The sequence below is a fragment of the Martinezella lusitana genome (genome assembly GCF_016901135.1).
GTDB lineage: Bacteria > Pseudomonadota > Alphaproteobacteria > Rhizobiales > Rhizobiaceae > Rhizobium > Rhizobium lusitanum_D.
The window spans coordinates 213,950-239,922 of the sequence record NZ_JAFEVL010000045.1 but is presented as its reverse complement, the minus strand read 5'-3'; the positions used below and the strand labels follow the sequence as shown (position 1 = coordinate 239,922).

The window sequence follows — 25,973 nt, the reverse complement described above, 5'->3', positions numbered from 1 at the left end:
CTCCCCAAACCTCAACATCAACTTTTACCGACAGGAGTCATACCCATGCATAAGCGCTTCCTTTCCGTCGTCGCCCTTGGTCTTGCTGCGAGCACCATGGCGTTTACAGCGCAGGCTGCCGAGATCAAGAATATCGTCATCGTCCGCGGCGCTCTCGCTGATGGATCCGGCTGGCGCAAGACGACCGAGATCCTCGAAAAGCACGGCTTCAAGGTCACGATCGTCCAGGAGCCCATCACCTCGCTCGCCGACGACGTTGCCGCAACGAACCGCGTGCTGGACCTGCAGATCGGCCCGAGCCTGCTTGTGGGACATAGCTATGGCGGCATGGTCATCACCGAGGCGGGCAACCGGCCGGATGTGGCCGGCCTCGTCTACGTCGCTGCGTTTCAACCGGACAAGGGCGAGAACCTGATCGGCCTTGCCAGTTCCAAGCCGGCGGGCAGCATGAATATCCGCGAGACGAAGGACGGCCAGTATCTCTATCTCGACCCCGCGACGTTCGCTGCGGATTTCGCGGCGGACCTGCCGAGGAGCGAAGCGGACTTCATGGCGAAGTCGCAGGTGTTTGCCGCCAAGGCAGCCTTCACGGCAAAGATCGATGATCCGGCCTGGCGGTCGAAGAAGAGCTGGTCGATTGTTGCGAGCGACGATCGCTCCATCAATCCCGAGCTCGAGCGTGACATGGCAAAACGGGCGGGAAGCGACGTGACCGAAATCAAGGCGAGCCACGCCGTCTTCGCATCCCAGCCGGAGAAAGTCGCCGCCGTCATCGAAAAGGCGGCCAAGGACGCCGGCAAGTAAAGGCAAACCAGCGGCGGTCTCATGAGTGAGGCCGCCGCCTGCTCCTCATGCAGGATCGTATCGGCTGACTTCGATCCCGGAACCGACAGGCAGGAGCACGGAGGTTATTCCTGCCTTGGCGCGAACGGCCTCGCCATAGCGTTTCACATCCTCATTACCAGGCATCAGCATGTTGTCGGCCACGATGATCGCACCGGGATTGAGCTTGGGATAGAAGGCTTCGAGGCAGGGGACGTAGAGATCCTTCCACAAGTCGACGAGGACGAAATCGACGCCCGAAGGCAGCGCCTTGATCATCTCGACCGCATCGCCGACCTTGAAATCGATATGCTCTGACAGCCCCGCCTTCTCTGCCATTTCCTTGGCGAACTCGGTCTTGTAAGCGTGCAGCTCCATGGAAATAAGCTTTCCCTTGCTTGCGCGCGCAGCCTCGGCAAGCCAGGTGCCGGAATAGCCAAAGGACGTGCCGAGTTCCAGAATGGTGGGGGCTTGCAGGCTTTTCGCCAAGATGTTGATAAAGCGGCCCGTCTCCGGTCCGACGGCTCTCAGTCGGCGATCCTGACCGCCGTCGCGCCCGCCCGATGGCACTTCCCTGGGCTTGCTGCGCTCTTCGCGAATAAGCTCGTGGTAGCTCTCGAGAACGGCTTTGATCTTCTTGTCCATGACAAACTCCTGCGTGAGTTGATTCTTCGCCAGCGGTCGCCGACGTGTTCTGACAGCGCGCCATGGCGCAGACCGCCTCATCCAAAGCAGTAGCGACCGCCTCAGCAGCAGTCGCTCGCCGCAGTCAAAACAGCCGCTTGCCGCCCTTCTCCTATGGTGATGTTTATGTCTGCGCCGCTCGAGGAACTCGCGCTCATCCTCAAAGGGATCGTCGTGATGATGTTTCAGGCGATAGGGATATATTTCTATATATCTGCACTCAAGATATATCGAGATATATGTCTGAAATTTAATCTTCCAACCGCGACCCACGAGAGAGATTCCGCTCACGGATGAGATCGATCAATGCCCGAAGCCTCGCCGGCATCTGGCGCCGCTGAGCGAAATAGAGGCTGAGACCCGGATAGGGCGGGCTCCAATCCTCCAGTACCGAGATCAGATTGCCTGCCGCAATATGATCGGCAATGGATGCTTCGCTGATATAGGCGAGCCCCGCCCCTTCGAGCGCAGCACTCAACATCAGGTCGGACGCATCGAGGGTGAGGCTTCCCGGCGCATCGATCAATATGGCTTGCCCACGCCGTTCGAATTCCCAACGATAAAGCCGGCCGCTCGCCATTCGAGCGCGAATGCAGCGATGCTGCATGAGATCACCGGGCACGAGGGGGCGCGGTCGGTCGCTGAAATAGCCGGGCGAGCCGACGACAAGCGAGCGTAGCCTCGAAACGATCGGTATCGCGACCATATCCGTCGGAACGGCCTCGGCGAGGCGAATGCCTGCATCGAAACCCTTTCCGATGACGTCGACCAAAGCATTTTCGGTAACGATTTCGACCTCCACATCCGGATAGCGCCGCCCATACTCGAGGATGAGGGGAACCAGCAGCATGCGCGCCGCGCCTGGCGCCATGTTGAGCCGAAGGGTGCCGGATACTGTTGCGGAAGAGATGCCAGCATTCTCTATGGCCGTGTCGATCGCAGCGAGGGCCGGCGCTATATCCGCAATGAAGCGCTCGCCGGCATCCGACAGGGTCACGCTGCGTGTCGTCCTGTTGAAAATCCGCACGGACAGGCGCTCCTCCAGCGCCGCAACGGCATGGCTGAGCGCCGACGAGGACATGCCGAGCTCGCGTGCGGCTGCGCGAAAACCGCCATGTCGTGCAACAGCTGCAATCGCCTCAAGCTCAGCCAGACTTGCCTTCATTGCGCGATTTTCCTTATCAGCCTGTTCGCCTTTGTCCTGCTAGACCGATCAAATAGCGCATCCTACCTCTATCGTGAAGATGAAGGAGACGCTCATGCGCACGATAGACACCATCTACATCAACGGCAGCTTCGTTCAGCCCCATGGCACGGAGTTAGCCCCTCTTTTCAACCCAGCCACCGAAGAGCAGATCGGCACCGTGCGTCTCGGCGACGAACAGGATGTCGACCGTGCCGTCAGCGCCGCCAAGGCTGCATTCCAGGGTCTGTCGCAAAGCTCCAAGGCCGAACGCGTTGCGATGCTGCATAGCCTGCATGAGGCCGTCTCGGCACGTGCCTCGGACCTCGCGGACGCCATGCGCGAGGAATATGGCGCGCCGGCCGCCTTCATCGGCTTTTCGGTGCCGCATGCCGGCACGGCCTTTCTCCATATGGCCGAGACGCTCAAAGACTATGAGTTTCGACGCCGGATCGGCCATGCCGAAGTGGAGATGCGGCCTGCCGGCGTTGCCGCCGCCATTACGCCATGGAACAGCAATTACGGCTTCATCTGCAGCAAGCTTGCCACCGCCATCGCGGCCGGCGCCACCATGGTCATCAAGCCATCGGAAATGAGCGCGATCCAGACGCAACTCATCACCGAATGCCTTGATGATGCCGGGCTGCCGAATGGTGTATTCAACATCGTCAACGGCTATGGCCATGTGGCCGGTGCCGCTCTCAGTGCTCATCGCGATATCGCCAAAATCAGCTTCACCGGCTCGACGGTCACCGGGCGGGCGATCCTGCAGGCCGCGTCGGCGACCCTGAAGCGCGTGACGCTCGAGCTCGGCGGCAAGAGCCCAAACGTCATTCTGGACGATGCCGATCTCGATCTCGTCATTCCGCAGGTGTTGGCGGCAGGCTTTGCCAATAGCGGCCAGGCCTGCATCGCCGGCACGCGCATTCTTGCCCCCGAAAGCCGCCTCGACGAAATCCACAAGCGGCTGGCTGCCGTGGTTTCGACGCTCAAGGTCGGGGATGCGAGCGATCCCTCAGTCAACATCGGACCAATGGTCAGCCAAAAGCAATGGGACCGTGTCCAGTCCTATATCCGTCTTGGCCAGGAAGAAGGCGCACAGCTGATTGCCGGCGGAGAAGGTCGACCCGAAGGACTCGATCACGGCTGGTTCATTCGGCCGACGATCTTCTCCGAGGTCCACAACGGCATGAGAATCGCGCGCGAAGAGATCTTCGGGCCTGTGCTGTGCGTAATCCCCTATCGTGACGAAACCCATGCAATCGAGATTGCAAACGATACGGATTATGGCCTGCAGGCCTATGTCTTCTCTTCTGATGTCGCCCGGGCAAAACGGGTGGCGGGCCAGATCGAGGCCGGCCGGGTCGTCATCAACGGTGCACCGCATGAGCCGCTCGCACCCTTTGGCGGCTTCAAGCAATCCGGCATGGGCCGCGAATTCGGCTCGTACGGCCTGGAATCGTTTCTCGAACCTCGTGCCGTGTTGAGTTGAGTTGAGTTGAGTTGAGTTGAGTTGATGCCAATGCGGGCGTCGCGGATGGCAATAGCGGATCAGGCAGATCGCGTTCAGGTTCTTGTTAGAATCATGCTCTAGTTTTAGAGTAATTCCAATCTAAGGGAACCTGATGCCTGCCAGATCCGCTTATTCCGTCCCGCAGCGCCTGCTCCATTGGCTTGTCGCCCTGCTCATTTTTTTCAATCTGCTATTTCCCGACGGCATGAATAAATGGCGTCACTTGGTCCACAACGGCCAGACGCCTTCGCCTGACGATATCGCCGGCGCCAATATTCACGCCTATGTCGGCATCGCGATCCTGCTTCTGGCGATCATTCGGCTGGCTGTCCGCTTCTCCTCCGATGCTCCCGAAAAGCCGAACGGTCAGCCGGCATTCCTGCATCACATCGCGCGCGTAACGCATGTTTTGCTCTATGTGCTGATCTTCGCGATGCCGTTGTCGGGGATTGCAGCTTACTATCTCGGCGTGGACACAGCAGGCTTCGTCCACGGCGGCCCTATCAAGATGTTGCTTTGGATCGTCGTCGTCCTACACATATTCGGCGCGCTCGTTCAGCACTTCTATTTCAGATCGGACGTCCTGCGACGGATGACGATCGGCTAGAACCCTCCGGATGGCGGCCTATATCGTGCGGGCGCCAAAATGCTTCTCGAAGGAGAACAGAGCCGTCGGCAATGCGCTTGCGCCCTGAAGCGCCAGATCGGCAAGAATCTCGCCGACAACGCTCGTAAACTTGAAGCCGTGACCGGAGCAGGCCGAGGAAACCACCACGTTCGGCTGCCCCGGCACGGTATCGATGAGAAAGTCTTCGCTCGGCAGCATGGTGTAGCGGCAGGTCGTCGCCCGCACCCGAAATGATGCCGCATCCGGCAGACGCTTGGCAACGAAGCCGTCGAGCAGCGCCGTATCGGTGTCGTTGACAGCCGGATTTGGTGCCTCGGGATCGATGGGCTCCCTGAAATGCGCATGGCGGCCGACCTTAACGCCATCGATGCCGATCGCCGGAAAACCGAAGAAGGAACCGTTGGCGCCCTCGTCACGCAGAAAGCAGGGCATGCGCTGCGGCTCGGCGACGAAGCCGTCCTTGGGCTGATACCAGGCGACCACCTGGCGGATCGGCTGGGCGTGGGACCTGAGTTGCGGCACGAGTTCGGCAATCCAGGCACCGGTCGCGACGATCACCTTGCGCGCGCGATATCGCCCGGTGGTCGAAACAACGGTCACGCCTGCATCGTCAGGCTCGATGGCAACGACCCGCTCGCCGAAATGCAGCGCCGCTCCATCCTCCGCAGCAAGCTTCAGATAGCCCATGATCGCAGCCTCGGGCCTGACATAGCCGCCCTGCGGGTCGAGCAGGCCGACTTCACCATCCTCGAGCTCGAATGCCGGAAAGCGACGCTTCATGGCGCCCTTGTCGAGCACGTCGTGAGGCAGTCCATGCATCTCGCAGGAGGCGCGCGTGCCACTGACGATTTTGCTCTCGGGTGCTCCGATCTGCAGGACGCCGGTAACAGTCAATATTTCGGCGCGCAACCGTGCCTCGAGCGACCGCCAGTTCTGATAGGCGCGCTGCAGCAAGGGAACGTAGGACGGGTCCTCGAAGTAGCCGAGGCGGATCAGCCGGCTGTCGCCATGCGAGGAGCTGAGCGCATGCGCCGGAAAATGCGCTTCTATGCCGATCGCCTTTGCGCCACGCGCAGCGGCAGACGACAATGCCGCGCTCCCCATCGCACCGAGACCGATGACGGCGACGTCGAATTCCACGGACATTCTATGCTCCAATTTCACTTTCAGCAGGCGGCGCGGCTTGAACGATCATGTTCCGCAACGCCTCGATATCGGCATTCAGCGGACGATCGTCATCATAAAGGGCAACATGCGAGCGAACTGCAGCGTAAAGGCGATCCGTCCCCGGCGCTCTTGCACCCTGGGAAACAAGGAAATCTTGCGCCTGCGCCGCCGCCATGAGTTCGATCGCCAGGATATATTCGGCATTGTCGAGGATGGTGAGCAGCTTGCCGGCAGCAGCCGTCGGATGCGCCAGAAAATCCTCCTGTTGACCGGAGGTGAGGCCGCCGTCGAGCGATGCGGGAGAGGCCAGCCGCCGGTTGTCGTTGCTGAGAGCAGCAGCCGTGTACTGGGCGATCATAAAGCCGGAATGGCTGCCGGCATCGCTTGCGAGGAACGGCGGCAGGCCGCTGACCAGCGGATTGACGAGACGGTCCATCCGCCGCTCGCTCATGGCGGCAATCTGCGCGATCGCGATCGCCAGGCCATCGGCCGCCTGACCGAGGGCAGGCGCGACGGCATGCGCCTCGGAGGAGACGACGGGTTGCTCCGGCGTGCCCGAAACAGCCGGATTGTCCGTAACCGAAGCCAGTTCCTGATCGACAATGCGTGCAGTCTGTTCGAAGACATCCCAGGCCGCACCATGCGCATGCGGAACGGCTCTCAAGCTCAAGGCATCCTGCGTTCGCCGCCCGAGGGCGGCGGCGACAAGGCCGCTGCCATGCAAGCGGCTGCGCAGTCTGCGGCCGACCTTGGCAATACCCACCGACGGGCGAAGTGCCAGCACCGCCTCATCGAAAGCGGCGATCTGGCAGCCGGCCGCCTCCAGCGTCAATGCGGCGATCGCATCGGCCCAATCAAGCAGGCGCTCTGCGCGGTAAACGGCAAGCGCCGACAATCCCGTGGCGCAGGCCGAGCCATTGACGAGGCTCAGCCCTTCCTTGGCGCCAAGCACCAATGGGCTCAGACCGATCGCGGCAAGCGCCTGCGCTCCGGTCATGGACTTCCCCTTCACGACTGCCCGTCCCTCGCCAATCAGCACGAGGGCGTTATGGGCATTGTGGGTCAGATAGCCGGCAGAGCCTTTGGAGGGGACTTCGGGAATGCAGTCCCGCTCGAGAAATGCCGCAAGATGACTTACGATCTCGGGCCGCACGCCGGAATGGCCATGCGCAAAATTGGCGATCTGCGCCGCGATGATGGAGCGCACCTCGCGGGCCGGCAGAAGGGGGCCAACGCCGCAGGCATGGCTCATGATGATGTTGCGTGAAAGCCGGCTCTGCGAGGCGCGATCGACGACGGTGTCGGACAGAGCGCCAACACCGGTATTGACGCCATAGGCGCGCACGCCCGTCTCGACGATGCGCTCGACGATGCGGCTGGCCTGCTCGACTCGCTTCCAGGCCGCGTCGGATAGGGACAGCGGTTCGCCGACGCCGACGCGCGCGACATCACGCCAACGCAAAGGCTTGTCGATGGTGACAGTCATTGTCCGCTTCCGAAATGGCCGATGAACTGGCGGAAGGCTGGCGACGCACCGCCACCGAACATCTCGTCCGGCGTGCCGCTGCTTTCGACGAGCCCCTCCTTCATGAAGACGACGCGGTTGGAGACGTTGCGGGCAAAGCTCATCTCATGGGTAACGACCAGCATGGTCATGCCCTCTTCGGCAAGCGCGCGCATGACGCGCAGCACTTCGCCGACAAGTTCGGGATCGAGCGCCGAAGTCGGCTCGTCGAACAGCATGACCTTGGGCTTCATGGCAAGGGCGCGGGCAATCGCCGCGCGCTGCTGCTGACCACCGGATAGATGCGCAGGATAGGCATGGCGCTTGTCGACGATGCCGACTTTCTCGAGAAGCGCCTCGGCTTCGGCGATGCACTCGGCGCGCGGGCGCTTCAAGACGTGAATCGGCCCCTCGATCACATTCTGCAGGATCGTCATGTGGGACCAGAGATTGAAGCTCTGGAAAACCATGCCGAGCTCGGAGCGGATGTGATCCACCTGCTTATGGCTTGCCGGGCGGCTGTATCCGTTCTTGTGGATCATGCGGATCTGCTCGCCATCCACCCAGATCTCGCCATCGGTGGCGATCTCAAGCAGGTTGATGCAGCGAAGGAAAGTCGACTTGCCCGAGCCGGAAGCGCCGAGCAAAGAAATGACGTCGCCATCCTTAGCATCGAGAGATATGCCGCGCAAAACTTCATGGGTGCCGAAGCTCTTGCGGATGTTGCGAACTGAAAGTCGGGTGACATCTGGCATGATTTGCCTGCTCCAATGAAGTCTTTAAGCCTTCAACGCCGGCGGAATGGCGCGGCGATGGCGGGACAGCGAATATTCCAGCAGGGACATGCCCTGCAGAATGATGAAATTCAGCACGAGGTAAATGATCGCCGCGCAGAGAAAGACTTCCATCGTGCGATAGGTGTGCGAGATCAGCCGTTGCGCAACACCTGTCACCTCCCAGACGGTAACCAGGCTGGCGAGTGCGGTCGACTTCATCATCAGGACGATTTCGGTCGAATAGGCCGGCAGAGCATGCCGGAAGGCGATCGGCGCGATGATGCGGCGCACGAGCAGGAGGCGAGACATGCCGATCGAGCGCGCCGCCTCGATCTCCTTCGGCGAAACGGCCCGGATGCCGCCGCGAAAGATCTCGGCCGTATAGCCGGCCGTGCACAGTGCGAGCGAAAGGATCGCGCAGACCACGGGCTCGCGCAGGAAGGGCCAGAGAAACGAATAACGGATGAAGGAAAACTGTGCCAACCCATAAAACACAAGGAACATCTGGATCAGCAACGGCGAGCCGCGGAAGACGAAGATATAGCCCTTGGCAAACCTCGACAGGATCGGATTGCCGCTCACACGCATGGCGACGATGACGAGCGCCAGAACACCGCCTGACACGATCGACAGAGAGAACAACAGCAGCGTCATCGGCACTGCCTGCAAGAGGGTAATCATCGTGCTCGAGAGGAAGGTGAAATCCATGTGCCGCTCCTCAAGCCTGGCCGATGGTCGCAGCCGGCATGCTGCGATTGGCGCGTCGTTCCGCCTTGTTGAAGACGCGATCCGACAGGCTGGTCAGGATCAGGTAGAGAGCGCCGCCGGCGATGAAAAAGAGGAAATACTGGCGGGTGGAGCCGGCGGCGACCTGGCTGGTGCGCATCAGCTCGGCAAGGCCGGTAACGGAGATCAAGGCGGAATCCTTGAGGCTGAGCTGCCAGACATTGCCGAGACCGGGAATGGCGAAGCGGACGACCTGTGGGATGATGATGCGGCGCAGGCGCAGGCCGCCATGCATGCCGATCGCCGATGCTGCCTCCAGCTCACCCTTGGAAATGGCAAGATAGGCGCCGCGGAAAACCTCGGCCTGATAGGCTCCGGAAATGATGCCGACGGCAAGCGCGCCCGCGGCAAAGGACGGCAGGCCTAGAAAGCCCTCATAGCCGAGCCATTTGCCGACCGAGGTGACCGCTGAGGAGCCGCCGAAATAGATGAGATAGATGATCAGCAGTTCCGGCACGCCGCGAAAGACTGTCGTGTAGACATTGCCGAGCGTTTTGAAGAGCAGATTGCCGGAAAGCTTTGCGGACGCGACGATCGCGCCCAATACCGCCCCGATCGCCAGCGCCGTCGCCGTGACGGCAAGCGTCATCAAAGTAGCAACGAGCAGCAGCGCGCCCCATCCGTTCGAGCCGAAGCCCAGCAATTGCAAGCTTGCCATAGCGTCCATTCCCCGTCCGTGGCAGTTTCAGGCGTCAGGATATCATACGGTCTCCAGCCGCAAAGCCGGAGACCGATGGCAGCGACCCGAAGGTCGCTCTGATTATTCCGGGCTGACGTCGACCTTGAACCATTTCATGGACAGGGTCTTGATGGTGCCGTCGGCAAGTGCGGACTTGATCGCTTCATTGAACTTGTCGCGCAGATCGGTATCGGCCTGACGGATGCCGAGACCTTCGCCCTCGCCCCAGATAGAGCCAGCGACTTCCGGGCCGGTAAAGGCCAGCGTGTCGTTTGCGCTGGCAAAGGCATTGCTGAAATAGACCGCATCGTCGAAACCGAGATCGATACGGCCGTTCTGCAGATCGAGATCGCGGTCGGCGCCGGTCTTGTATTCACGGATCGTGGCGATCGAGCCGAAGTTGTCATAGACGAACTTGGCATAAACCGTTGCCGCCTGGATGCCGATGGTCTTGCCCTTGAAGACTGCCTTCAACGCATCGATTTCTTTGACGCCGGTCTGGCCGGGTGTCATCTTGATGGTGGTGCCGGTGCCTGCAGCATTGGCAAGCGGGCCGTCCTTGGCGGTCGCGAAAGCGGCGGGCGTTGCAGCATAGGGAACCGTGAAGCCGATGACCTGCTTGCGCTCGTCGGTGATCGACAGTGCATCCATGATGACGTCGAACTTGCCGGCATTCAGCGCCGGGATCATGCCATCCCAATCGGAGGCGACGAGTTTGCAGTCGATCTTGGCGCGCTCGCACAGGACCTTGGCGAGTTCCGGCTCGAAGCCGCCGAGCGACCCGTCGGCGTTCGTCATATTCCAGGGCGCATAAGCACCTTCCAGAGTGATCGTCGCCGCCTTCCAGTCCTTGGCGACAGCCGGCGCAACGAAAGCGGCGGCAGCCACGGCGCCAGACAAGAGTATTGCACTGAATTTCATAGTGTAGAGCTCCTCTGAGGTTGAAACAGGCCTTGCGGCACTTCCTACCGATCTGCGCCGGCTTGCTCGCCTCTCCTATTTAATTTTTAGGATTGATTGCGAGGTTGTATAGGGTACCATATGAGATAATTTATGATATGCAAGTGGGAAAGTTGTTTTCGAGGCAGATTCAGTCCGTGCAAAGGGAATAGGCAATGAAGTATTCCGGCGAGATGAAACGCGAACTGGCGGAAAACGACGCATCGCCTCTCTATGCCGGGGTCAAGCAGATGATACTCGATCGCATCCACAGCGGCGAGTGGCCACCCAAATATCGCGTTCCCTCCGAAAACGAGCTGGTCACCGAATTAGGCGTCAGCAAGATGACGGCCAATCGCGCGCTGCGCGAACTCGCCAATGAGGGCGAGCTGGTCCGCATTCAGGGCGTCGGCTCCTTCGTTGCCGAACGCAAGGGCGCATCAGCTCTGTTCGAGGTGCGCAACATCGCCGAGGAAATCGCCGAACGCGGCCATTCCCATGAGGCAACCGTGATCGTGCTGGCCCAAGAGGCGGCATCACCTGATGTTGCCGACGCATTGGGGCTGGCTATCGGATCTCCCGTTTTCCATTCGCTGATCGTTCACAGCGAGAATGGCGTGCCCGTGCAGATCGAGGACCGCCATGTCCATCCTGACGCCGCACCTGACTACCTACAGCAGGACTTTACGAGCATGACACCGAATGCCTATCTTTCGGATGTCGCCCCGCTCAGCGGCTCGGAACATGTGGTCGAAGCGGTCATGCCGCAGGCCTGGGAATGCAAACTGCTGACGATCCTGAAGACCGAGCCCTGCCTGACGATCAGACGGCGGACATGGTCCGCGCGCGGCGTGGTCTCCATGGCGCGCCTCGTTTATCCCGGAAATCGCTACCGACTGGAGAGCTATAACGGCAAGGCTTCAGAGCGCTAGTTGTATATGGAAGGTCGGTAGTTCTCTGCGGCGACGCTACGAAGCCATACGCGTGAACTGCACGAGCAATGCGCCCACAAGCAGGCCCGAAACCGTAGCAAGCACTTTCAGGAGCGCACGCTCAATTCGTATATGCCGTTGGGGCAGGACCAATGCCAGCGACTCGCTGGCCGCTGCGGCCACTATGCATAACAGCGCAACGACCCGGCGATCCTCCGGGTAAGCCATGACGAACAGAAGCCCCAGCAGGCCAAACGGGATCACGCTGTCGATATTTGCCATCGCCATGAACGGATGCTTCTGCCCCGCCGGGATGACCGTCGTGAACGCGACCAGACCGAGGACGATCCAGGCAAGAGCATAGGCCAACAGAGTAAGTTCCATGCGAAATCATAACAACAAGCAACGCGTTTTCAAGCCACGTGGCGCCGCGGGCAATGGGTCGCTATTCAGCTCATTTGAATGATGCCCCTCAGGCGGCTGACGCCCGCCGAAAAGACCCCAATAATGGTTACTGAAACCGGCTCCGTATCTACGACGTTCAGCCTCCTCCGTGATTGACAAAGCGCTCCTGCAAACGAAGATTCATGCGCGGGTCGGTGATTGTCCACACGCTCTAGCCGACATTTTTCACAGACACGAGGAAATCCGATAATGCCTGACACAGAAGCCATGAAGCAACCGGCCACGTGGCGCATCGTACTTGCCGCTATCTTTGACTTCCTGACCGCCTTTTTTGTTTTCGGCTATATCATTGCATCGATCTTCGGCGGCAAGACGGATGACGGCTTTAAGCTCAGCGGTGCGCCGGCCCTCCTGCTCTTCGTCCTCATCGTCGCCTATTTCATCGTGTTCAACCGATATCTGGGCGGCACGATCTGGAAGCGCGTACTCCGCGCCCGCCGCCCGTAAGCCGGGCGAACGCATGCCAGGCCGTTGCGATCGGCGGCCTGGGTAAGGATGCAATCCTCAAAGGCTGCTGAGCAGCAGACTGGTTTCGCTGTTTGCAACGCCATCGATCATGCGCACCTCGCGCAAGACACGGTCGAAATCCGACAGGCTGGTTGCTCTAATATTGGCGACGAGATCCCAATTGCCGTTCGTCGTGTGAAGCGAATAGATCTCGGGCAGACCGCGCAGCTTGCGTATGACCTGTGTCGTCGATTTTCCCACCACTTCGATCATCATAACGGCGTGCACCGTCTGCTCGTCATAGTCCTCCCGCACCCGAATGGTGAAGCCCAAAAGCGTGCCGGTTTCGATCAGCCGATCCAACCGGTTCTGCACCGTGCCGCGAGCGACGCCTAAAGCATCCGACAACTTGGAGAGCGAAGCACGACCGTCCGCGCGCAGATGAGCGATGATGCGCCGATCGAGATCATCGGGAATATATTTGGCAAAGGCCATTGCAAAATCCGGACTCTGTCATTTTCACAGTAAGTGCTATACAATTTGTACAACAACATACCAGAACTGGCACAGTTTTGCGATTTCAGTCAATCGGCCTGCTTGTTACCCTGTTGGGAATAATCTGATCGAGGACACCAGAATGCCCGCACTGCTTCCGTCGGAAAAAGCCTTCATTCCCTTCGTCAGCGTCGAAAACATGATGCGGCTCGTGCATCATGTCGGCATCGAAACCATGCTGATCGGGCTGACCGAGGCCGTCGAGGCGGATTTTCGTCGCTGGGACCTTTTCGACAAGACGCCACGGGTCGCCTCCCATTCCCTTGACGGGGTCATCGAGCTGATGCCGACCTCGGATGGCGCTGTCTACAGCTTCAAATATGTCAACGGGCACCCGAAGAACATGGCGCAGGGGCTGCAGACCGTGACCGCCTTCGGCCTGCTGGCGGAAGTGTCGACCGGCTACCCTGTGCTGCTCACTGAGATGACGCTGCTGACCGCGCTGCGCACCGCCGCTACCTCGGCAATGGCCGCACGCCATCTCGCGCCAGCCGGAGCCCGCAGCCTGGCGCTGATCGGCAACGGCGCGCAAGCCGAATTCCAGGCATTGGCGATGAAGGCGGTTCTCGGGATCGAAGAAGTCCGCCTCTATGACATCGATCCGAAGGCGACGGAAAAGACCATGCGCAATCTCGCCAACATGGGCTTGCGATTGGTTCCGTGCACATCGGCGCAGGCAGCCATCGAAGGGGCTGACATCATTACGACCTGTACGGCCGACAAGCAGTTCGCCACGATCCTAACCGACAACATGGTCGGCGCCGGCGTCCACATCAACGCGATTGGCGGCGACTGCCCCGGCAAGACAGAGCTTCATCGCGACATCCTGCTGCGCGCCGACACCTTCGTCGAATATCCGCCACAGACCCGCATCGAGGGAGAGATCCAGCAGATGGATCCGGATTATCCGGTCACGGAACTGTGGCAAGTGGTGAGCGGCCGGGCACAAGGGCGCCGCAGCGAGGCGCAGATCACCCTGTTCGACAGTGTCGGCTTCGCCATCGAGGACTTCTCCGCCCTGCGCTACGTCCGCGAGAAGCTGGTGGGGACAGACTATTTCCAGAAACTGGACATCATCGCTGATCCGGACGATCCGCGCGACCTGTTCGGCATGCTGCAGCGCGCCGGTTGAGGAAAGGCCGATGCCGCATTCCGCCTATTCCGCGCAGGCGCCCTCTGCCGTCGTCATGGTCCGCCCGCATCATTTCACGGTCAACACCGAGACTGCGGCCGACAATCGCTTCCAGCTTTCGACCGATGCGGGCGATGACCTGGCATCCAGGGCTTTCGACGAGATCACACGTGCCGCCGAGACGATCGATCACCATGGAGTGACGGTCCACCTGTTCGAAGACGGTGGCACCGAGACGCCGGACTCGGTCTTTCCCAACAACTGGTTCTCCACCCATGCCGGCGGCCATATCGCGATCTACCCTATGAAGGCGCCAAGCCGGCGTCGCGAACGGCGGGGCGACGTGATCGAGATGTTGAAGGAACGCTACCGCGTCCAGGACGTCATCGATTATTCCGGGCTCGAGCCGGACGGGATCTTCCTCGAAGGGACCGGCGCAATGGTGCTCGACCATATCGATCGCGTCGCCTATGCCGCGCGTTCGGACCGGACGGATCCGATCGCGCTCGAACGCTTCTGCACGCATTTCAATTTCGAGCCGATGGTGTTCGACGCCCATGATGCAGACGGCGTGCCGATCTATCATACCAATGTGCTGATGTGCGTGGCGACAGGTTTTGCCATGATCGGGACCGGCATGATCACGGATGCAAGACGGCGTGACGAAGTCGTCGCGCGGCTACAGCGCTCCGGCCGCGACATTGTGCACTTGACCAACGCGCAGATTGCCAATTTCGCCGGCAATGCCATCGAGCTACAGGGTAAGGAGAGCCGAATTCTGGCGCTTTCGACGACGGCGCTGGCCGCGCTCGGCGATGATCAGCGCACGGTGATCGAGGCCAATGCCAGGATTGTCGCCCTCGATATCCCCACAATCGAGCGCGCCGGAGGCTCGGTGCGATGCACGCTTGCGGGCGTCCATCTCACGCCGAGGAACTGAAGCCATAGAGATCCGCCGGTAAAACGGCAATGGCAGCCGCGTTTGCGACCGCCATTGCGTTAGCTCGTCCTCCGTTTCGGACCGCTTCAGCCCTTGCTGCTGGAAACCGCGAGTTCCGGCTCACGCACCCTGCCGCTCAACGAGAAGGCCAGCAGAGCGGACAAGAACATCAGACCACCCACGATGAACATGGGCAACTCATAGACGCCGGTCGCATCCTTGATGAGGCCGGTCACATAGGGTGCCGCAAACCCGGCAATGTTGCCGATCGTGTTGATGAGAGCAATGCCGGCTGCCGCAGCCGGTCCCGCCAGAAAACGCGACGGAATGGCCCAGAAGTTCGGCAGAGCCGCGAAAATCGCGCAGGCCGTCAGCGTAATCATCGCGATCGTCGCCTCCGGCGAACCCATGTAGAGAGCCGCGGGAATGCTGAACGCTCCCACCAGGGCCGGGATGCCGATGTGCCACGGCCTGACGCCGCGCTTCGATGCATCGCGGCTCCAGAAAAACAGCACGATGGCAGCCGGCAGATAGGGGATCGCCGTGATCAGGCCCTTGTCGAAGACGTCGAACTTCGTGCCGAACTTCGTCTCGAAACCGCCGATGATCGTCGGCAGGAAGAAGGCCAGCGCATAGAGCCCGTAGATCAGACCGAAATAGATGACCGACAGCAGCCATACCCGGCCATCCGTCAACGCCAGACCCGTCATCTTGCCATGCGCCGCGACCTTGGCCTTTTCTTCGCCGGCAAGTTCGCGGTTCAGCCAATCCTTCTCGGCCTGCGTCAGCCACTTGGCATCATTCGGCCTGTCGGCGAGATAAAACCATGTGACGATGCCGATGATAATGGCCGGGACCGCGACACCAAAGAACATGACGCGCCAGCCCTCGAGGCCGAAGACGCCATGCATCTGGATCAGCATGGCGGCAAAGGGAGCGCCGATAACCGTCGTCAACGGCTGGGCAAGGTAAAACAACGCCAGGATCTTGCTGCGATGCCTCGCCGGCACCCACATGCTCAGAAACAGGATGGCTCCGGGAAAGAAGCCGGCCTCGGCAACACCGAGCAGGAAGCGCAGAACGTAAAGCTCTGTCGCGCTCGATACCCAGGTGAACAGCAGCGCGACAATGCCCCAGCTGACCATGATGCGGGCCAGCCACCGGCGCGCGCCATATTTGTGCAGCGCCAGATTGCTCGGGATTTCAAGCACGATATAGCCGAAGAAGAAGATGCCGGCCGCAAAGCCGAATTGTGCTGCCGTCAAGGCGAGATCGGTCGTCATGCCGTTCGGGCCGGCAAAGGAGATCGCGGTGCGATCAAGGAAGTTGATGAAGAACATCAAGGCGATGAAGGGCACCAGCCGCTTCGATACCTTGGCGATGGCCGAGCGCTCGACCTGTGACATTTCCTGAATACCGGGCTGCACTATAAATCCTCCCCCCGTTCTAGAATATTTCCGGCGCGGCGATCCGTCTGCGTCGTTGACAGAATGGAAACTCCGACTTCCCCTCCAGGAACTGCCTCTGACCGCATGCGCCTTCCAATGGCCTCGATCTCTAACGGGATGGACAAGTAGCAGGCAAACGATTTAATCTCTCCATCATGTGAGAAAAAATCACATCACTGATCAGTAGGGATACAAATACAAAGATGAGTGGCCCTCTTCCATCATTGAACGCGCTCAAGGCGTTTGAAGCGGCCGCCCGGCACCGCTCGATGACGCTTGCCGCCGACGAGCTGTGTGTGACCCATGGCGCGATCAGCCGCCACATTCGCGGCCTTGAGGAGACATTGGGCGTCATTCTCGTCACCCGCAGGGCGCACTCGACGGAGCCGACGCCGGAAGGATCGCGGCTGGCCGAGGGACTTGCAAGCGCCTTCGGCCTGATGCAGGCAAGTGTCGAGCGTATCCGGCCAAGCCCGCTGACGCTATCCTGTTCATCGTCGATCATGATGGGATGGATCATTCCGCGCATCGGCCAGTTCCATGAGCGCCATCCGCAGATCGCTCTGCAGTTCAACATGAACTACGACCAGATCGACTTCGTCCGGGACAAGATCGGCCTTGCAATCCGCTCCAGCGTCATCGAGCCGCCGAAGGACGCAATCATCCGGGAGCTCGGCGGCGAAGCGATCGGCCCGGTCTGCTCGCCGGAATATTTGAGCCGGGCGGGCATCCATTGCCCCAAGGATATCGAGGGCGCCACGATCCTGTCGACACGGACCCGGCCGGAGGCATGGCGCGATTGGCAGGCCGCCGCGGAGAAGACGGAACTGGATCTCCCCAACCATTCGGCTTTCGACCACTTCTACCTGTTGATACAGGCCGCGGCCTGCGGGCTCGGTATCGCGGTCGTCCCGCAGATGCTGGTGCTCGATCAACTGGCCTCGGGGCGACTGGTGGCGCCGTTCGGCTTCCTACCCGGACCGCGACGCATGGTGCTCTGGATCGCGCCGCACCTCGCAGGCCGGCCGGACGCGCTGGCACTGGAAAAATGGCTGACGGCTGAAATGCGCGCAAGACCCGACACCTGAAGAAATCCGGCCGGGAAGCGTCCATGCCGCTATCGAAAGGTGCACTCCGATAGTAGTAACCAGGTCAAAGAAATTCGACGGCGCGTGCAGGCACATGCGATACTGGCGCGGACGCCGAATATACTCAGAAAAATCAGTCTATGCTGCTTAAAACGCACAGAAATTAGCAAATTTTAACGCTGCACTTCGTCACAAAGAGTATGCTATGAATCCCGCCCGGAGAACATGAGTGAGATCGGACGGTCTGTAGTAAAATTGTCATCGCTCAAGAGAGAGGATAGCACCCTGAATATCGTGCCCGAACTTGCAGGCAATACCGGCGAGATGGCAGCGCGTATTTTTGGCTTCGACTGGGAGAAGACCAGTCTGGGCCCGAGGTCGGCTTGGCCGCATTGCCTGGTATCGGCTGTCGATATCATGCTCCCCGCCCAAGCCGAGATCGTCATGTTCTGGGGCGAGGATTTTGTCGCGCTCTACAATGATGCCTATGCACCGACCATAGGCGACAAGCATCCACAGGCGCTGGGCCGCCCGGCACGAGAAAGCTGGGCTGAAATGTGGAGCGACCTCGAGCCGCTTCTGCGCGCTGTGCTGGAAGACGGCAAGACAATCGTCGCCAAGGATAGGCCCTTCTATATCGAGCGCCACGGTTATCCGGAGACGGCCTATTTCGACATCTCCTACTCGCCTGTCCGCGACAGCAAAGGCAAGGTGCAAGGCGTCTTTTGCATCGTCAACGAAACGACGAAACGCCTGCGCTCCGAGGAGATATTACGGGAGAGCGAGGAGCGGGTTAGCGCAATCATTTCCCAATCGGCGACCGGGATTGCCCAATATGACCTCGATGGCTGCTTCTCCCTCGTCAATAGGCGCTTTTGCGAGATAGTCGGTTACTCGGAAAGCGAACTTCTCGACATGCGGATGCAGGACATCACCTATTCGGACGATCAACGCGACACCACACGGCTGTTTGAAACGGTGTTGGCGACCGGCGAAAGCTTTGAGATCGAGCAGCGTTACGTCCGCAAGGACGGCAGTCTCGTCTGGGTGACAAACTCAGCTTCCGGCGTGCGCGATAGTTCTGCCGGCAGGATCCGGCGCGCTGTGAGCGTCGTCATCGATATCAGCGAGCGCAAGCGGGCACAGGAGGTCGAGCGACGCCTGGCCGCCATCATCGCCTCCTCGGACGATGCGATCCTCAGCACCGATCTCAACATGATGATCACAAGCTGGAACCTCGGTGCAGAAAGGCTCTATGGCCATTCGGCCGAAGAAGCGATCGGCGGATCGGTGATGATGCTCGTCCCCGACGATCGACGCGAAGAGGAGCCGGCGATTCTCGCGCAAATCCGCGCCGGGCAGAAAGTTGAACCGTACGAGACCAAGCGGCGATGCAAGAATGGCCAGCTCGTCGATGTGCTGCTGAGCGTCTCGCCGATCTACGACACCTATGGCCGGATCGTCGGGGCCTCGAAAATCGCCCACGATATCAGCGCCAAGAAGGAAGCAGAGCGCCTGCAGACTGTTCTTGTCGGCGAGCTCAATCATCGCGTCAAGAATGTGCTGGCGACAGTCATGGCCATAGCGCGCCAGACATTGGGACGCGGCGATGTCGACAGAGCGTCCGTGGAGACGTTCGACGCGCGGTTGACCTCCATGGCGAGAGCCCATGATCTGCTGATCCACGGCAATTGGGAACAAGCCGAACTGACCGCAGTCGTGCGACAGGCTCTCTCTCCATATCCGAAGGAAAAGTTCGAAATCCACGGCCCAATGATGCAGCTCGCGCCGCGGGCAGTCGTTTCCATATCGCTTGCACTGCATGAGCTGGCGACGAACGCCGCCAAATACGGAGCGCTCTCCGTACCGGATGGCCGCGTGGCTATCGTGTGGTCACTGGAGGGTGATGGGTCCGATCGCCTCAGACTACGCTGGCAGGAAGCGGGAGGACCAACCGTCGAACCACCCACGCGCAAGGGCTTCGGCTCCCGGCTGATCGAAAGTCTTCTGGCGGCCGAATTGAATGGCGAGGTTCAAGTCAGTTATGAACCGAGCGGACTGATCTGCGAGGTTCGTGCCGCCGCCGGCGTCGGCTGGGATCAGGCTCGAGATTAAGGCAATCTCTCATACCGGGTTGGTGCTGCCCGCTTAACGCAGACCTTTCGGTCGCGTCGCAAGCACGTTGCGGATCGAGAAGCTCGAATGGATTCTCAGCACCCCCGGCAATGTCGAGAGAATATCCTTATGGATACGCTCGAAGTCGCCGGGATTGGCAACCTCCACGCGCAGGAGATAATCGGAGCCCCCCGTCATCAGAAAGCATTCCCGGATCTCCGGATGCTTGCGCACCGCCGCCTCGAAACGGTCGAGATGATCCTCCGTCTGCCGTTCGAGCGTGATGTTGATGATGACGGCAATCGCCGTTTCGGCCTGAGAGGTATCCACGAGCGCCGTATAGCCGCGGATCACGCCCGCCTGTTCCATCAATCTGATACGCCGCAGACAGGCGGACGGTGAAAGCCCTACCTCACTTGCCAGCCTTGCATTGCTGAGGCGGGCATTGAGGCGCAGCAAGCGAAGAATATTGCGATCGATCGCATCAAGCGCTGCCATGTGGATTCTTTCAAAAATTCGATGATCGTTTCAATATGAATCTAACTACACAATAATCAATCACTGTTTGATAGGCAATTTCACGATCATATCAATAATCTCAACTCGGAAAAACGAGGGCGGACATGGATAGCGGCATATTGGATTCCGGGGCGCCAAAACTGGCGATCGACAGCGCAGCTTGCGGTTACCTCACGATCGACCTCAAGGCCCTGTGCAGGAATTATGACAAGCTGTCCTCCGTCGTCGCGCCAGCGCGAACGGCGGCTGTCGTCAAGGCCGATGCCTATGGGCTTGGCGCGAACCAGGTCTCCAAGGCACTTTATCGGCGCGGCTGCCGCCATTTCTTCGTTGCCCATTTCATCGAGGCGCAGCGGCTGCGTCCGCAATTGCCGCGCGATGCATCGATCCTCGTGCTGAATGGTCTGTTGCCGAATAACGAGATCGCTTGCGTCGAAAGCGGCATCATTCCCGTCATCAATTCGCTCGATCAGCTGCGGCAATGGACCGAGGCTGCACGCTCCTTGCGCCGCAAGCTTCCGGCCGTCCTGCAGTTCGACACCGGCATGTCGCGGCTCGGCATACCCATGGAAGACAGAAGCGCCGTTGCGGCCCACCTAGAGACATGCAGCGACATCGATATTCTGTTCATCATGAGCCACCTTGCCTCCGCAGACGATACCGACAGCGAGCAGAATACAGATCAGCTTGCGCAGATGCGTCGCGTTGCCGAGGCATTCCCCGGCCATGACATCTCGTTCGCGAACTCCGGCGGCATCTTCCTTGGCGGCGATTTTCACGGTGTGCTCGCGCGGCCGGGCATCGCCCTTTACGGTGGCGCTCCGACCGGCGGCGTGGCCAATCCGATGGAACCGGTCGTCCGGCTCGCTGTCGCCGTGGTGCAGACACGAACAGTCCCGACCGGCGCACGCGTCGGCTATGGCGGCGTGCATGTGACGAGGGCTCAGACCCGGCTCGCAACGATTTCCGCCGGCTATGCCGATGGCCTTCCGCGCAGCCTCAGCGACCGGGGCGCAGCCTACTGTGGCGGCGTGCGGCTGCCGATCGTCGGCCGGGTTTCGATGGACAGCACGACAATCGACATCAGTGCCCTGCCGGAAGATGCGCTCTCCTTCGGAAGCCTGGTGGAAGTGTTGGGGGATCATCAGACTTTAGAGGATCTTGCGCGGGATGCCGGCTTGATTTCCTACGAGATCCTGACCAGTCTCGGCCATCGCTTCCATCGCCAATACGTCTGACCTCCTTACCGCTCAATTCACTGGGGACATCATGAAAGTCGTCGTTCTGGGTGCCGGCATCGTCGGCGTTACATCCGCCTATCAGCTCGCCAAGGCGGGCCATGAGGTCACGGTCGTCGACCGGCAGCAGGGGCCGGCGCTGGAGACGAGCTTTGCCAATGCCGGCGAGGTCTCCTTCGGCTATTGCTCGCCCTGGGCCGCACCCGGCATCCCCATGAAGGCGATCAAGTGGCTGTTCATGCACCACGCGCCGCTTATCCTGCGCCCGAAGGTCGATGCCGCCATGCTGTCATGGCTCGTGAAGATGCTGTCGAACTGCACGTCGGAACGCTATGCGATCAACAAGAGCCGGATGCTGCGCCTTGCCGACTACAGCCGCATCTCGCTGGCCGCGGTTCGCGAAGAGACTGGTATCGCCTATGACGAGCGCATGCAGGGCACGCTGCAGCTCTTCCGCACGCAGCAACAGCTCGATGCATCCGGCAAGGACGTCAAGGCTCTGGCGGCCGACGGCGTGCCATATGAAGTTCTCGATCGCGACGGCTGCATCCGTGTCGAGCCGGCGCTGCGGCAGGTCCGCGACAAGATCGTCGGCGGTCTGCTGACGCCGAAGGACGAGACCGGCGATTGCTTCAAGTTCACCAATGCGCTCGCCGCCAAGGCGGTGGAACTCGGCGTGCGCTTTCAATATGGCACTTCGATCAAGGGGCTCGACATCCAGGGCGGCCAGGCACGCGGCGTCGTTATCGAAGGTGGACGCCTGGACGCCGATGCCATTGTCGTCGCGCTCGGCAGCTATTCGCCGCTGCTGCTCAAGCCCCTCGGCATCAAGCTTCCGGTCTATCCGGTCAAGGGCTACTCCCTGACGATCCCGATCACCGACGCGTCGCGCGCGCCGGAATCGACCGTGATGGACGAGACCTACAAGATCGCCATCACCCGCCTCGGCGACCGCATCCGCGTCGGCGGCATGGCTGAGATCTCCGGCTACACCAATGATCTCGGCCTTCCCCGCCGACAGACGCTCGAACATTCCGTCACCGATCTCTTCCCCGGCGGCGATGTCGCCAAGGCATCCTTCTGGTCGGGCCTGCGGCCGATGACACCGGACGGGACACCGGTGATCGGACCGACGAAGATCAAGGGGCTGTTCCTCAACACCGGGCACGGCACGCTCGGATGGACCATGAGCTCCGGCTCGGCGCGCGTCATCAGCGACCTGGTCAGCGGCCGCAAGCCGGATATCGACGCGACGGACCTTGCCATCAGCCGGTACGCCTGATCCAAGCCCCTGTGCTGCAGTTGGTGGCTATCGCCTGATCATCCGCGCCTCACCCTCCAGCTCCTGACCTCGAAGGGCAGGATATCGGGGCCGGCAGCGCGTGCTTGCGGCTCTTCCATCAGCGTGACGGCTTCGCCTATCCGCCAGCCGTTCGCTGCCGTGATAGTCAAGCCACCCCGACGACCGGCCGGCTCATAGACGCGCAGCACAAGTCCATCACCGTCTTCCGCCGGCTTGACGGCCGAAAGCGCAACCGGCGTGCCCCCTACATCTAGCGCGACGAATGACGTCTCGGCCAGGTTCGAGGCAGTCGCGACAATCAACGGCTGGTTCAGATCTTCGGCTTCCTCGCGCACCCCGCCGCTATGCCACTCGCCGGCATGGGGCATGAGCGCATAGGTGAAACGCTGCTCGCCTTCATCCGCCAGCGGATCCGGATAGATCGGCCCGCGCACCAGGCTGATGCCAAGCACATTGTCGCGGGCGCTATGGCCGTATTTCGCATCGTTGAGCAGGGCGACACCGAAGTCGGGCTCGCTCATGTCGATAAAACGATGCGCGGCCGCCTCGAACATTGCCGCATCCCAGCTGGTATTAGTATGCGTCGAGCGGCTGACAACGCCATAGGCGCATTCGAAGGTCGCTGTGCGCGAGCGAATCGCAACGGGGCTCAGCGACCGCAACAGCGCGCGACGGTCGTGCCAGTCGATGCTGGTTTCGATATCGAGCCTTCGCGAATTGGCGGTCAAAACATAATGCTGCTCGACGCGGGAATCGCGATAGCGATGCACGACCTTGATCGAAGCCCGGTGTGGCCCTTCCTCTACAAGCTCGATGCTTTCCGGCTTCTCGAGACGAATGCCGACCTCGTCATAGTCGGCATCGATGTCCCAGGCATCCCAGTTGCGCGGCTTGTCGACGGGATAGACCCAGAGCTGGTTGGCCGGTTCCGCCAGCGCCTCGCGCCCACTCGCCTTATGAATGAGGCTTTGGACAGCGCCATCGGCTCCGATGACAACGGCAAGATGCGCGTTCTCCAGACGATCCGCCGTTGCCCGTAGCCCTGTTGCCGGCTTCAATGCGGCACGGTCGAACACGCGGGCTGACAGCGGCTCGATGCTGTCGCCCGTCGAAAGACTCGTTCCATCGGCAAGCACGGCACTGAACGACCGGCGATCGAGAGAGGGATTGACGACGACGACGGCATTCGCGACATCGCCCTTCCGCAAGATAGAGCCAAGCGCTTCCATGGCTTGCCGCTGAACCGTCTTGGCATGGTCGATGACCTCGGAAAGCTCCCGCTCCGCATCCTGATAGACTTCGCGGATGCTCGATCCCGGCAGGATGTCGTGGAATTCGTTCTTCAGCGTCAGGCGCCAGTCGGCTTCCAGGCTCACTGGCGCCGCCGCCCCGGCCATATGGGCAATGGACGCCAAGGTCTCGGCCGTGATCAAGGCGCGTTCGGCCCTGCGATGCAGCCGTTTCACCCCGCTCTGGCTCGTCAGCGTGGCACGATGCAGCTCGAGATATATTTCGCCGGACCACGTAGGGAGGCGTTTTTCGCTGGCGGTCAAATGAGCGCTGGTGAAGAAATCCCCCACCTTGCCCCAACGCGCCTTCGGGATCGCCGGGAATGCGCGCAACTGCTCCTCGCGCTCCACCATCTCCGGCGTCACGCCGCCACCGCCGTCGCCATAACCGACCGCCAGCAGTGACGTGTCATGCAGCGTCTTGGCGCGAAAATTCTTCCAGGTCGGCAGGAAGCAATCCGCCTGCACGAAGCCGTTATAGCCTTCCATCGGGTTGTTGAAGACATGGGTCAACACACGGCTGCCATCCAGGCCTTCCCACCAGAAGAGATCGTAGGGGAACCTGTTGGTTTCGCTCCAATTGACCTTGATGGTGAAGAAGCTTTCGATGCCGCCCTGGCGCAGCAATTGCGGGAGAGCGCCGGAAAAGCCGAAGCAATCCGGCAGCCAGCATATCGTGTGGCGCGCGCCGAAGGTCTTCTCGAAATAACGCTGGCCGTAGAGGATTTGGCGCACCAGGCTCTCGCCCGTCGGCATGTTCGTATCCGGCTCGACCCACATGCCGCCGATCACCTCCCAGGAACCGTCGGCAACCCTCTCCTTGATCCGGGCAAACAGGTCGGGATCATCAGCCTCGATCTGGGCGTAGTATTGCGCGGTCGACTGGTTGAAGCGGAAATCCGGCGAGCGCTCCATCAGCGACAGAGCCGTGTGGAAGGTACGGCGCATCTTGCGGCGCGTCTCATCATAGGGCCAGAGCCAGGCAAGATCGATATGGGCATGGCCGGTCAACAGCAATTCGCCGTTTTGCGGGTAGCGCTGCTGGAGGTTGCGGAGGCGAGCGAGCAACTGCTCATGGGCTTCCGCCACGCTTTCGCGCTCATGGTCGGAGAGAGCTGCCGGGTTCTCGACAAGCTCCGGCAATTCCCAGATTTTCCGTTGCCACTCGGCATTGGCCGTGCGCGAGATATAGGGCTCGGTCGCAGACGGCCAATCGAGGCTGCGGAGCGCCGCTTCGGCTGCATCCAAAATGTGCGGCACAGCCTCGTGCTCGCCGAGCGCGCCGACGGCTTCGGCGATCTGTCGCAGCAGAAGATGCAGCCGATGCACCGGCATATCCAGCCAGGCGAGCTGTGCACGGTTCAGTTTCGGTTGCCGGTTCGGCTCGCCAAAGGGGAAGCGGGCAACGCTATCGGTTGAAATCGCGAGATTGCGGCCCTTCAGCGGAAATTCCTGGTGGTAGGGATCAAGGCCGAAGCGTTCCTCCTCCCCCTCCCCGAAGTCCAGTGTGATCAGGCTCTCCCCGCCGAGATCGAGCTGCAGGCGCGTCTCGTCCAATGGCCAGCCGGCAGGCACGCTGGCCTGCGCCGCGAAATGCACCACCCCTTTGCGATGCGGCCAGGCCTGACCGATGGCAATCTTTTCGCCGTCGAAGCTCCAATTCTCGATGGCGAGCGTAGCGCGTTCACGCCAATGGCTGAGCTCTGCCGTACGTACCTTGAGGCGATCCAAACGCTGGGCGGTGGTAAGATGCATGGCATGTCCTACATGGTTTGAAGTCGACGCTGGCCGGATGTGCGGCGCAGTTCAGTGAAAAATAGG

The 25,973-nt window shown here is 60.7% G+C and carries 24 protein-coding genes; 11 read left to right on the top strand and 13 right to left on the bottom strand.

Annotation, left to right across the window (positions count from 1 at the left end):
- Positions 1 to 45 precede the first annotated feature (45 nt).
- Positions 46 to 804: an alpha/beta fold hydrolase gene (locus JTP94_RS16980; protein ID WP_204851652.1), complete on the top strand. Its 759-nt coding sequence runs from the start codon at positions 46 to 48 to the stop codon at positions 802 to 804.
- Positions 805 to 849: 45 nt separating this feature from the next.
- Here JTP94_RS16980 and JTP94_RS16975 read toward each other — a convergent pair whose 3' ends face one another.
- A complete protein-coding gene (locus JTP94_RS16975; RefSeq protein ID WP_204851651.1) occupies positions 850 to 1,467 on the bottom strand; it encodes an O-methyltransferase in 618 nt (205 codons plus the stop codon).
- Between the two features lie 289 nt (positions 1,468 to 1,756).
- Entirely contained in the window at positions 1,757 to 2,671 is a 915-nt protein-coding gene (locus tag JTP94_RS16970) for a LysR family transcriptional regulator (RefSeq protein WP_204851650.1), read from the bottom strand.
- Positions 2,672 to 2,765: 94 nt separating this feature from the next.
- Here JTP94_RS16970 and JTP94_RS16965 point away from each other — a divergent pair, with 94 nt between their 5' ends.
- Complete coding sequence (locus JTP94_RS16965; RefSeq protein WP_204851649.1) at positions 2,766 to 4,181, top strand: aldehyde dehydrogenase family protein; 1,416 nt, start codon at positions 2,766 to 2,768, stop codon at positions 4,179 to 4,181.
- 133 nt (positions 4,182 to 4,314) lie between these two features.
- On the top strand, positions 4,315 to 4,809 hold the full coding sequence (locus tag JTP94_RS16960; RefSeq protein WP_204851648.1) for a cytochrome b: 495 nt from the start codon (positions 4,315 to 4,317) through the stop codon (positions 4,807 to 4,809).
- A gap of 18 nt (positions 4,810 to 4,827) precedes the next feature.
- On the opposite strand, the gene solA is transcribed toward JTP94_RS16960, so the two are convergent.
- The 6 genes from solA to JTP94_RS16930 form a co-directional block, all read right to left on the bottom strand.
- The gene (gene solA / locus JTP94_RS16955; RefSeq protein WP_204851647.1) at positions 4,828 to 5,976 is read right to left on the bottom strand and encodes an N-methyl-L-tryptophan oxidase; all 1,149 of its coding nucleotides are present in this window, start codon (positions 5,974 to 5,976) and stop codon (positions 4,828 to 4,830) included.
- Position 5,977: 1 nt separating this feature from the next.
- Positions 5,978 to 7,483: a histidine ammonia-lyase gene (gene hutH / locus JTP94_RS16950; protein WP_204851646.1), complete on the bottom strand. Its 1,506-nt coding sequence runs from the start codon at positions 7,481 to 7,483 to the stop codon at positions 5,978 to 5,980.
- Positions 7,480 to 8,256: an ABC transporter ATP-binding protein gene (locus JTP94_RS16945; RefSeq protein ID WP_204851645.1), complete on the bottom strand. Its 777-nt coding sequence runs from the start codon at positions 8,254 to 8,256 to the stop codon at positions 7,480 to 7,482. The genes hutH and JTP94_RS16945 overlap by 4 nt, the downstream gene beginning before the upstream one ends.
- A gap of 24 nt (positions 8,257 to 8,280) precedes the next feature.
- Positions 8,281 to 8,985, bottom strand: coding sequence for an ABC transporter permease (locus tag JTP94_RS16940; protein ID WP_204851644.1), 705 nt, complete (start codon positions 8,983 to 8,985; stop codon positions 8,281 to 8,283).
- A 10-nt stretch (positions 8,986 to 8,995) separates the two neighbouring features.
- Entirely contained in the window at positions 8,996 to 9,721 is a 726-nt protein-coding gene (locus tag JTP94_RS16935) for an ABC transporter permease (protein ID WP_204851643.1), read from the bottom strand.
- 102 nt (positions 9,722 to 9,823) lie between these two features.
- Positions 9,824 to 10,663: a transporter substrate-binding domain-containing protein gene (locus JTP94_RS16930; RefSeq protein WP_204851642.1), complete on the bottom strand. Its 840-nt coding sequence runs from the start codon at positions 10,661 to 10,663 to the stop codon at positions 9,824 to 9,826.
- A gap of 194 nt (positions 10,664 to 10,857) precedes the next feature.
- On the opposite strand from JTP94_RS16930, the gene hutC reads away from it, so the two are divergent.
- Entirely contained in the window at positions 10,858 to 11,613 is a 756-nt protein-coding gene (gene hutC, locus JTP94_RS16925) for a histidine utilization repressor (protein ID WP_204851641.1), read from the top strand.
- Between the two features lie 36 nt (positions 11,614 to 11,649).
- Here hutC and JTP94_RS16920 read toward each other — a convergent pair whose 3' ends face one another.
- The gene (locus JTP94_RS16920) at positions 11,650 to 11,982 is read right to left on the bottom strand and encodes a VanZ family protein (protein ID WP_204851640.1); all 333 of its coding nucleotides are present in this window, start codon (positions 11,980 to 11,982) and stop codon (positions 11,650 to 11,652) included.
- 285 nt (positions 11,983 to 12,267) lie between these two features.
- On the opposite strand from JTP94_RS16920, the gene JTP94_RS16915 reads away from it, so the two are divergent.
- Positions 12,268 to 12,525, top strand: coding sequence for a hypothetical protein (locus JTP94_RS16915; protein ID WP_034506330.1), 258 nt, complete (start codon positions 12,268 to 12,270; stop codon positions 12,523 to 12,525).
- 57 nt (positions 12,526 to 12,582) lie between these two features.
- Here the strand turns inward: JTP94_RS16915 and JTP94_RS16910 are convergent, their stop codons facing one another.
- Positions 12,583 to 13,020: an Lrp/AsnC family transcriptional regulator gene (locus JTP94_RS16910; RefSeq protein ID WP_034506329.1), complete on the bottom strand. Its 438-nt coding sequence runs from the start codon at positions 13,018 to 13,020 to the stop codon at positions 12,583 to 12,585.
- A gap of 142 nt (positions 13,021 to 13,162) precedes the next feature.
- Here JTP94_RS16910 and JTP94_RS16905 point away from each other — a divergent pair, with 142 nt between their 5' ends.
- Together JTP94_RS16905 and ctlX are read left to right on the top strand one after the other, a co-directional pair.
- Positions 13,163 to 14,212, top strand: coding sequence for an ornithine cyclodeaminase (locus tag JTP94_RS16905; protein ID WP_204851639.1), 1,050 nt, complete (start codon positions 13,163 to 13,165; stop codon positions 14,210 to 14,212).
- 10 nt (positions 14,213 to 14,222) lie between these two features.
- Positions 14,223 to 15,152 (top strand): citrulline utilization hydrolase CtlX, encoded by a 930-nt coding sequence (gene ctlX / locus JTP94_RS16900; RefSeq protein ID WP_246755023.1) that lies wholly within the window; start codon positions 14,223 to 14,225, stop codon positions 15,150 to 15,152.
- An 86-nt stretch (positions 15,153 to 15,238) separates the two neighbouring features.
- On the opposite strand, the gene JTP94_RS16895 is transcribed toward ctlX, so the two are convergent.
- Positions 15,239 to 16,558 carry an MFS transporter gene (locus JTP94_RS16895; protein WP_204852307.1) on the bottom strand — a complete coding sequence of 440 codons (1,320 nt, stop codon included), beginning with the start codon at positions 16,556 to 16,558 and terminating at the stop codon, positions 15,239 to 15,241.
- Positions 16,559 to 16,803: 245 nt separating this feature from the next.
- Between JTP94_RS16895 and JTP94_RS16890 the strand changes: the two genes are divergently transcribed.
- Complete coding sequence (locus JTP94_RS16890) at positions 16,804 to 17,688, top strand: LysR substrate-binding domain-containing protein (protein ID WP_204851638.1); 885 nt, start codon at positions 16,804 to 16,806, stop codon at positions 17,686 to 17,688.
- A 324-nt stretch (positions 17,689 to 18,012) separates the two neighbouring features.
- Positions 18,013 to 19,803 carry a PAS domain-containing sensor histidine kinase gene (locus tag JTP94_RS16885; protein ID WP_204852306.1) on the top strand — a complete coding sequence of 597 codons (1,791 nt, stop codon included), beginning with the start codon at positions 18,013 to 18,015 and terminating at the stop codon, positions 19,801 to 19,803.
- Between the two features lie 33 nt (positions 19,804 to 19,836).
- On the opposite strand, the gene JTP94_RS16880 is transcribed toward JTP94_RS16885, so the two are convergent.
- The gene (locus JTP94_RS16880) at positions 19,837 to 20,301 is read right to left on the bottom strand and encodes an Lrp/AsnC family transcriptional regulator (RefSeq protein ID WP_204851637.1); all 465 of its coding nucleotides are present in this window, start codon (positions 20,299 to 20,301) and stop codon (positions 19,837 to 19,839) included.
- Between the two features lie 125 nt (positions 20,302 to 20,426).
- Here JTP94_RS16880 and alr point away from each other — a divergent pair, with 125 nt between their 5' ends.
- Positions 20,427 to 21,560: an alanine racemase gene (gene alr / locus JTP94_RS16875; protein WP_204851636.1), complete on the top strand. Its 1,134-nt coding sequence runs from the start codon at positions 20,427 to 20,429 to the stop codon at positions 21,558 to 21,560.
- Positions 21,561 to 21,591: 31 nt separating this feature from the next.
- Positions 21,592 to 22,842: a D-amino acid dehydrogenase gene (locus tag JTP94_RS16870; protein ID WP_204851635.1), complete on the top strand. Its 1,251-nt coding sequence runs from the start codon at positions 21,592 to 21,594 to the stop codon at positions 22,840 to 22,842.
- A 38-nt stretch (positions 22,843 to 22,880) separates the two neighbouring features.
- Here JTP94_RS16870 and JTP94_RS16865 read toward each other — a convergent pair whose 3' ends face one another.
- Positions 22,881 to 25,907, bottom strand: coding sequence for a glycoside hydrolase family 38 C-terminal domain-containing protein (locus JTP94_RS16865; protein ID WP_204851634.1), 3,027 nt, complete (start codon positions 25,905 to 25,907; stop codon positions 22,881 to 22,883).
- Positions 25,908 to 25,973 lie beyond the last annotated feature (66 nt).

Excerpts from the sequence above, each read along its gene's own strand:
- ctlX (WP_246755023.1), top strand. The coding sequence starts at position 14,223 with ATGCCGCATTCCGCCTATTCCGCGCAGGCGCCCTCTGCCGTCGTCATG.
- JTP94_RS16910 (WP_034506329.1), bottom strand. The coding sequence starts at position 13,020 with ATGGCCTTTGCCAAATATATTCCCGATGATCTCGATCGGCGCATCATC.
- JTP94_RS16880 (WP_204851637.1), bottom strand. The coding sequence starts at position 20,301 with ATGGCAGCGCTTGATGCGATCGATCGCAATATTCTTCGCTTGCTGCGC.
- JTP94_RS16980 (WP_204851652.1), top strand. The coding sequence starts at position 46 with ATGCATAAGCGCTTCCTTTCCGTCGTCGCCCTTGGTCTTGCTGCGAGC.
- JTP94_RS16905 (WP_204851639.1), top strand. The coding sequence starts at position 13,163 with ATGCCCGCACTGCTTCCGTCGGAAAAAGCCTTCATTCCCTTCGTCAGC.
- JTP94_RS16865 (WP_204851634.1), bottom strand. The coding sequence starts at position 25,907 with ATGCATCTTACCACCGCCCAGCGTTTGGATCGCCTCAAGGTACGTACG.
- solA (WP_204851647.1), bottom strand. The coding sequence starts at position 5,976 with ATGTCCGTGGAATTCGACGTCGCCGTCATCGGTCTCGGTGCGATGGGG.
- JTP94_RS16965 (WP_204851649.1), top strand. The coding sequence starts at position 2,766 with ATGCGCACGATAGACACCATCTACATCAACGGCAGCTTCGTTCAGCCC.
- JTP94_RS16885 (WP_204852306.1), top strand. The coding sequence starts at position 18,013 with ATGGCAGCGCGTATTTTTGGCTTCGACTGGGAGAAGACCAGTCTGGGC.
- JTP94_RS16930 (WP_204851642.1), bottom strand. The coding sequence starts at position 10,663 with ATGAAATTCAGTGCAATACTCTTGTCTGGCGCCGTGGCTGCCGCCGCT.
- JTP94_RS16895 (WP_204852307.1), bottom strand. The coding sequence starts at position 16,558 with ATGTCACAGGTCGAGCGCTCGGCCATCGCCAAGGTATCGAAGCGGCTG.
- hutH (WP_204851646.1), bottom strand. The coding sequence starts at position 7,483 with ATGACTGTCACCATCGACAAGCCTTTGCGTTGGCGTGATGTCGCGCGC.
- JTP94_RS16935 (WP_204851643.1), bottom strand. The coding sequence starts at position 9,721 with ATGGCAAGCTTGCAATTGCTGGGCTTCGGCTCGAACGGATGGGGCGCG.
- JTP94_RS16975 (WP_204851651.1), bottom strand. The coding sequence starts at position 1,467 with ATGGACAAGAAGATCAAAGCCGTTCTCGAGAGCTACCACGAGCTTATT.
- JTP94_RS16940 (WP_204851644.1), bottom strand. The coding sequence starts at position 8,985 with ATGGATTTCACCTTCCTCTCGAGCACGATGATTACCCTCTTGCAGGCA.
- JTP94_RS16870 (WP_204851635.1), top strand. The coding sequence starts at position 21,592 with ATGAAAGTCGTCGTTCTGGGTGCCGGCATCGTCGGCGTTACATCCGCC.
- JTP94_RS16915 (WP_034506330.1), top strand. The coding sequence starts at position 12,268 with ATGCCTGACACAGAAGCCATGAAGCAACCGGCCACGTGGCGCATCGTA.
- JTP94_RS16960 (WP_204851648.1), top strand. The coding sequence starts at position 4,315 with ATGCCTGCCAGATCCGCTTATTCCGTCCCGCAGCGCCTGCTCCATTGG.
- alr (WP_204851636.1), top strand. The coding sequence starts at position 20,427 with ATGGATAGCGGCATATTGGATTCCGGGGCGCCAAAACTGGCGATCGAC.
- JTP94_RS16890 (WP_204851638.1), top strand. The coding sequence starts at position 16,804 with ATGAGTGGCCCTCTTCCATCATTGAACGCGCTCAAGGCGTTTGAAGCG.
- JTP94_RS16945 (WP_204851645.1), bottom strand. The coding sequence starts at position 8,256 with ATGCCAGATGTCACCCGACTTTCAGTTCGCAACATCCGCAAGAGCTTC.
- JTP94_RS16970 (WP_204851650.1), bottom strand. The coding sequence starts at position 2,671 with ATGAAGGCAAGTCTGGCTGAGCTTGAGGCGATTGCAGCTGTTGCACGA.
- hutC (WP_204851641.1), top strand. The coding sequence starts at position 10,858 with ATGAAGTATTCCGGCGAGATGAAACGCGAACTGGCGGAAAACGACGCA.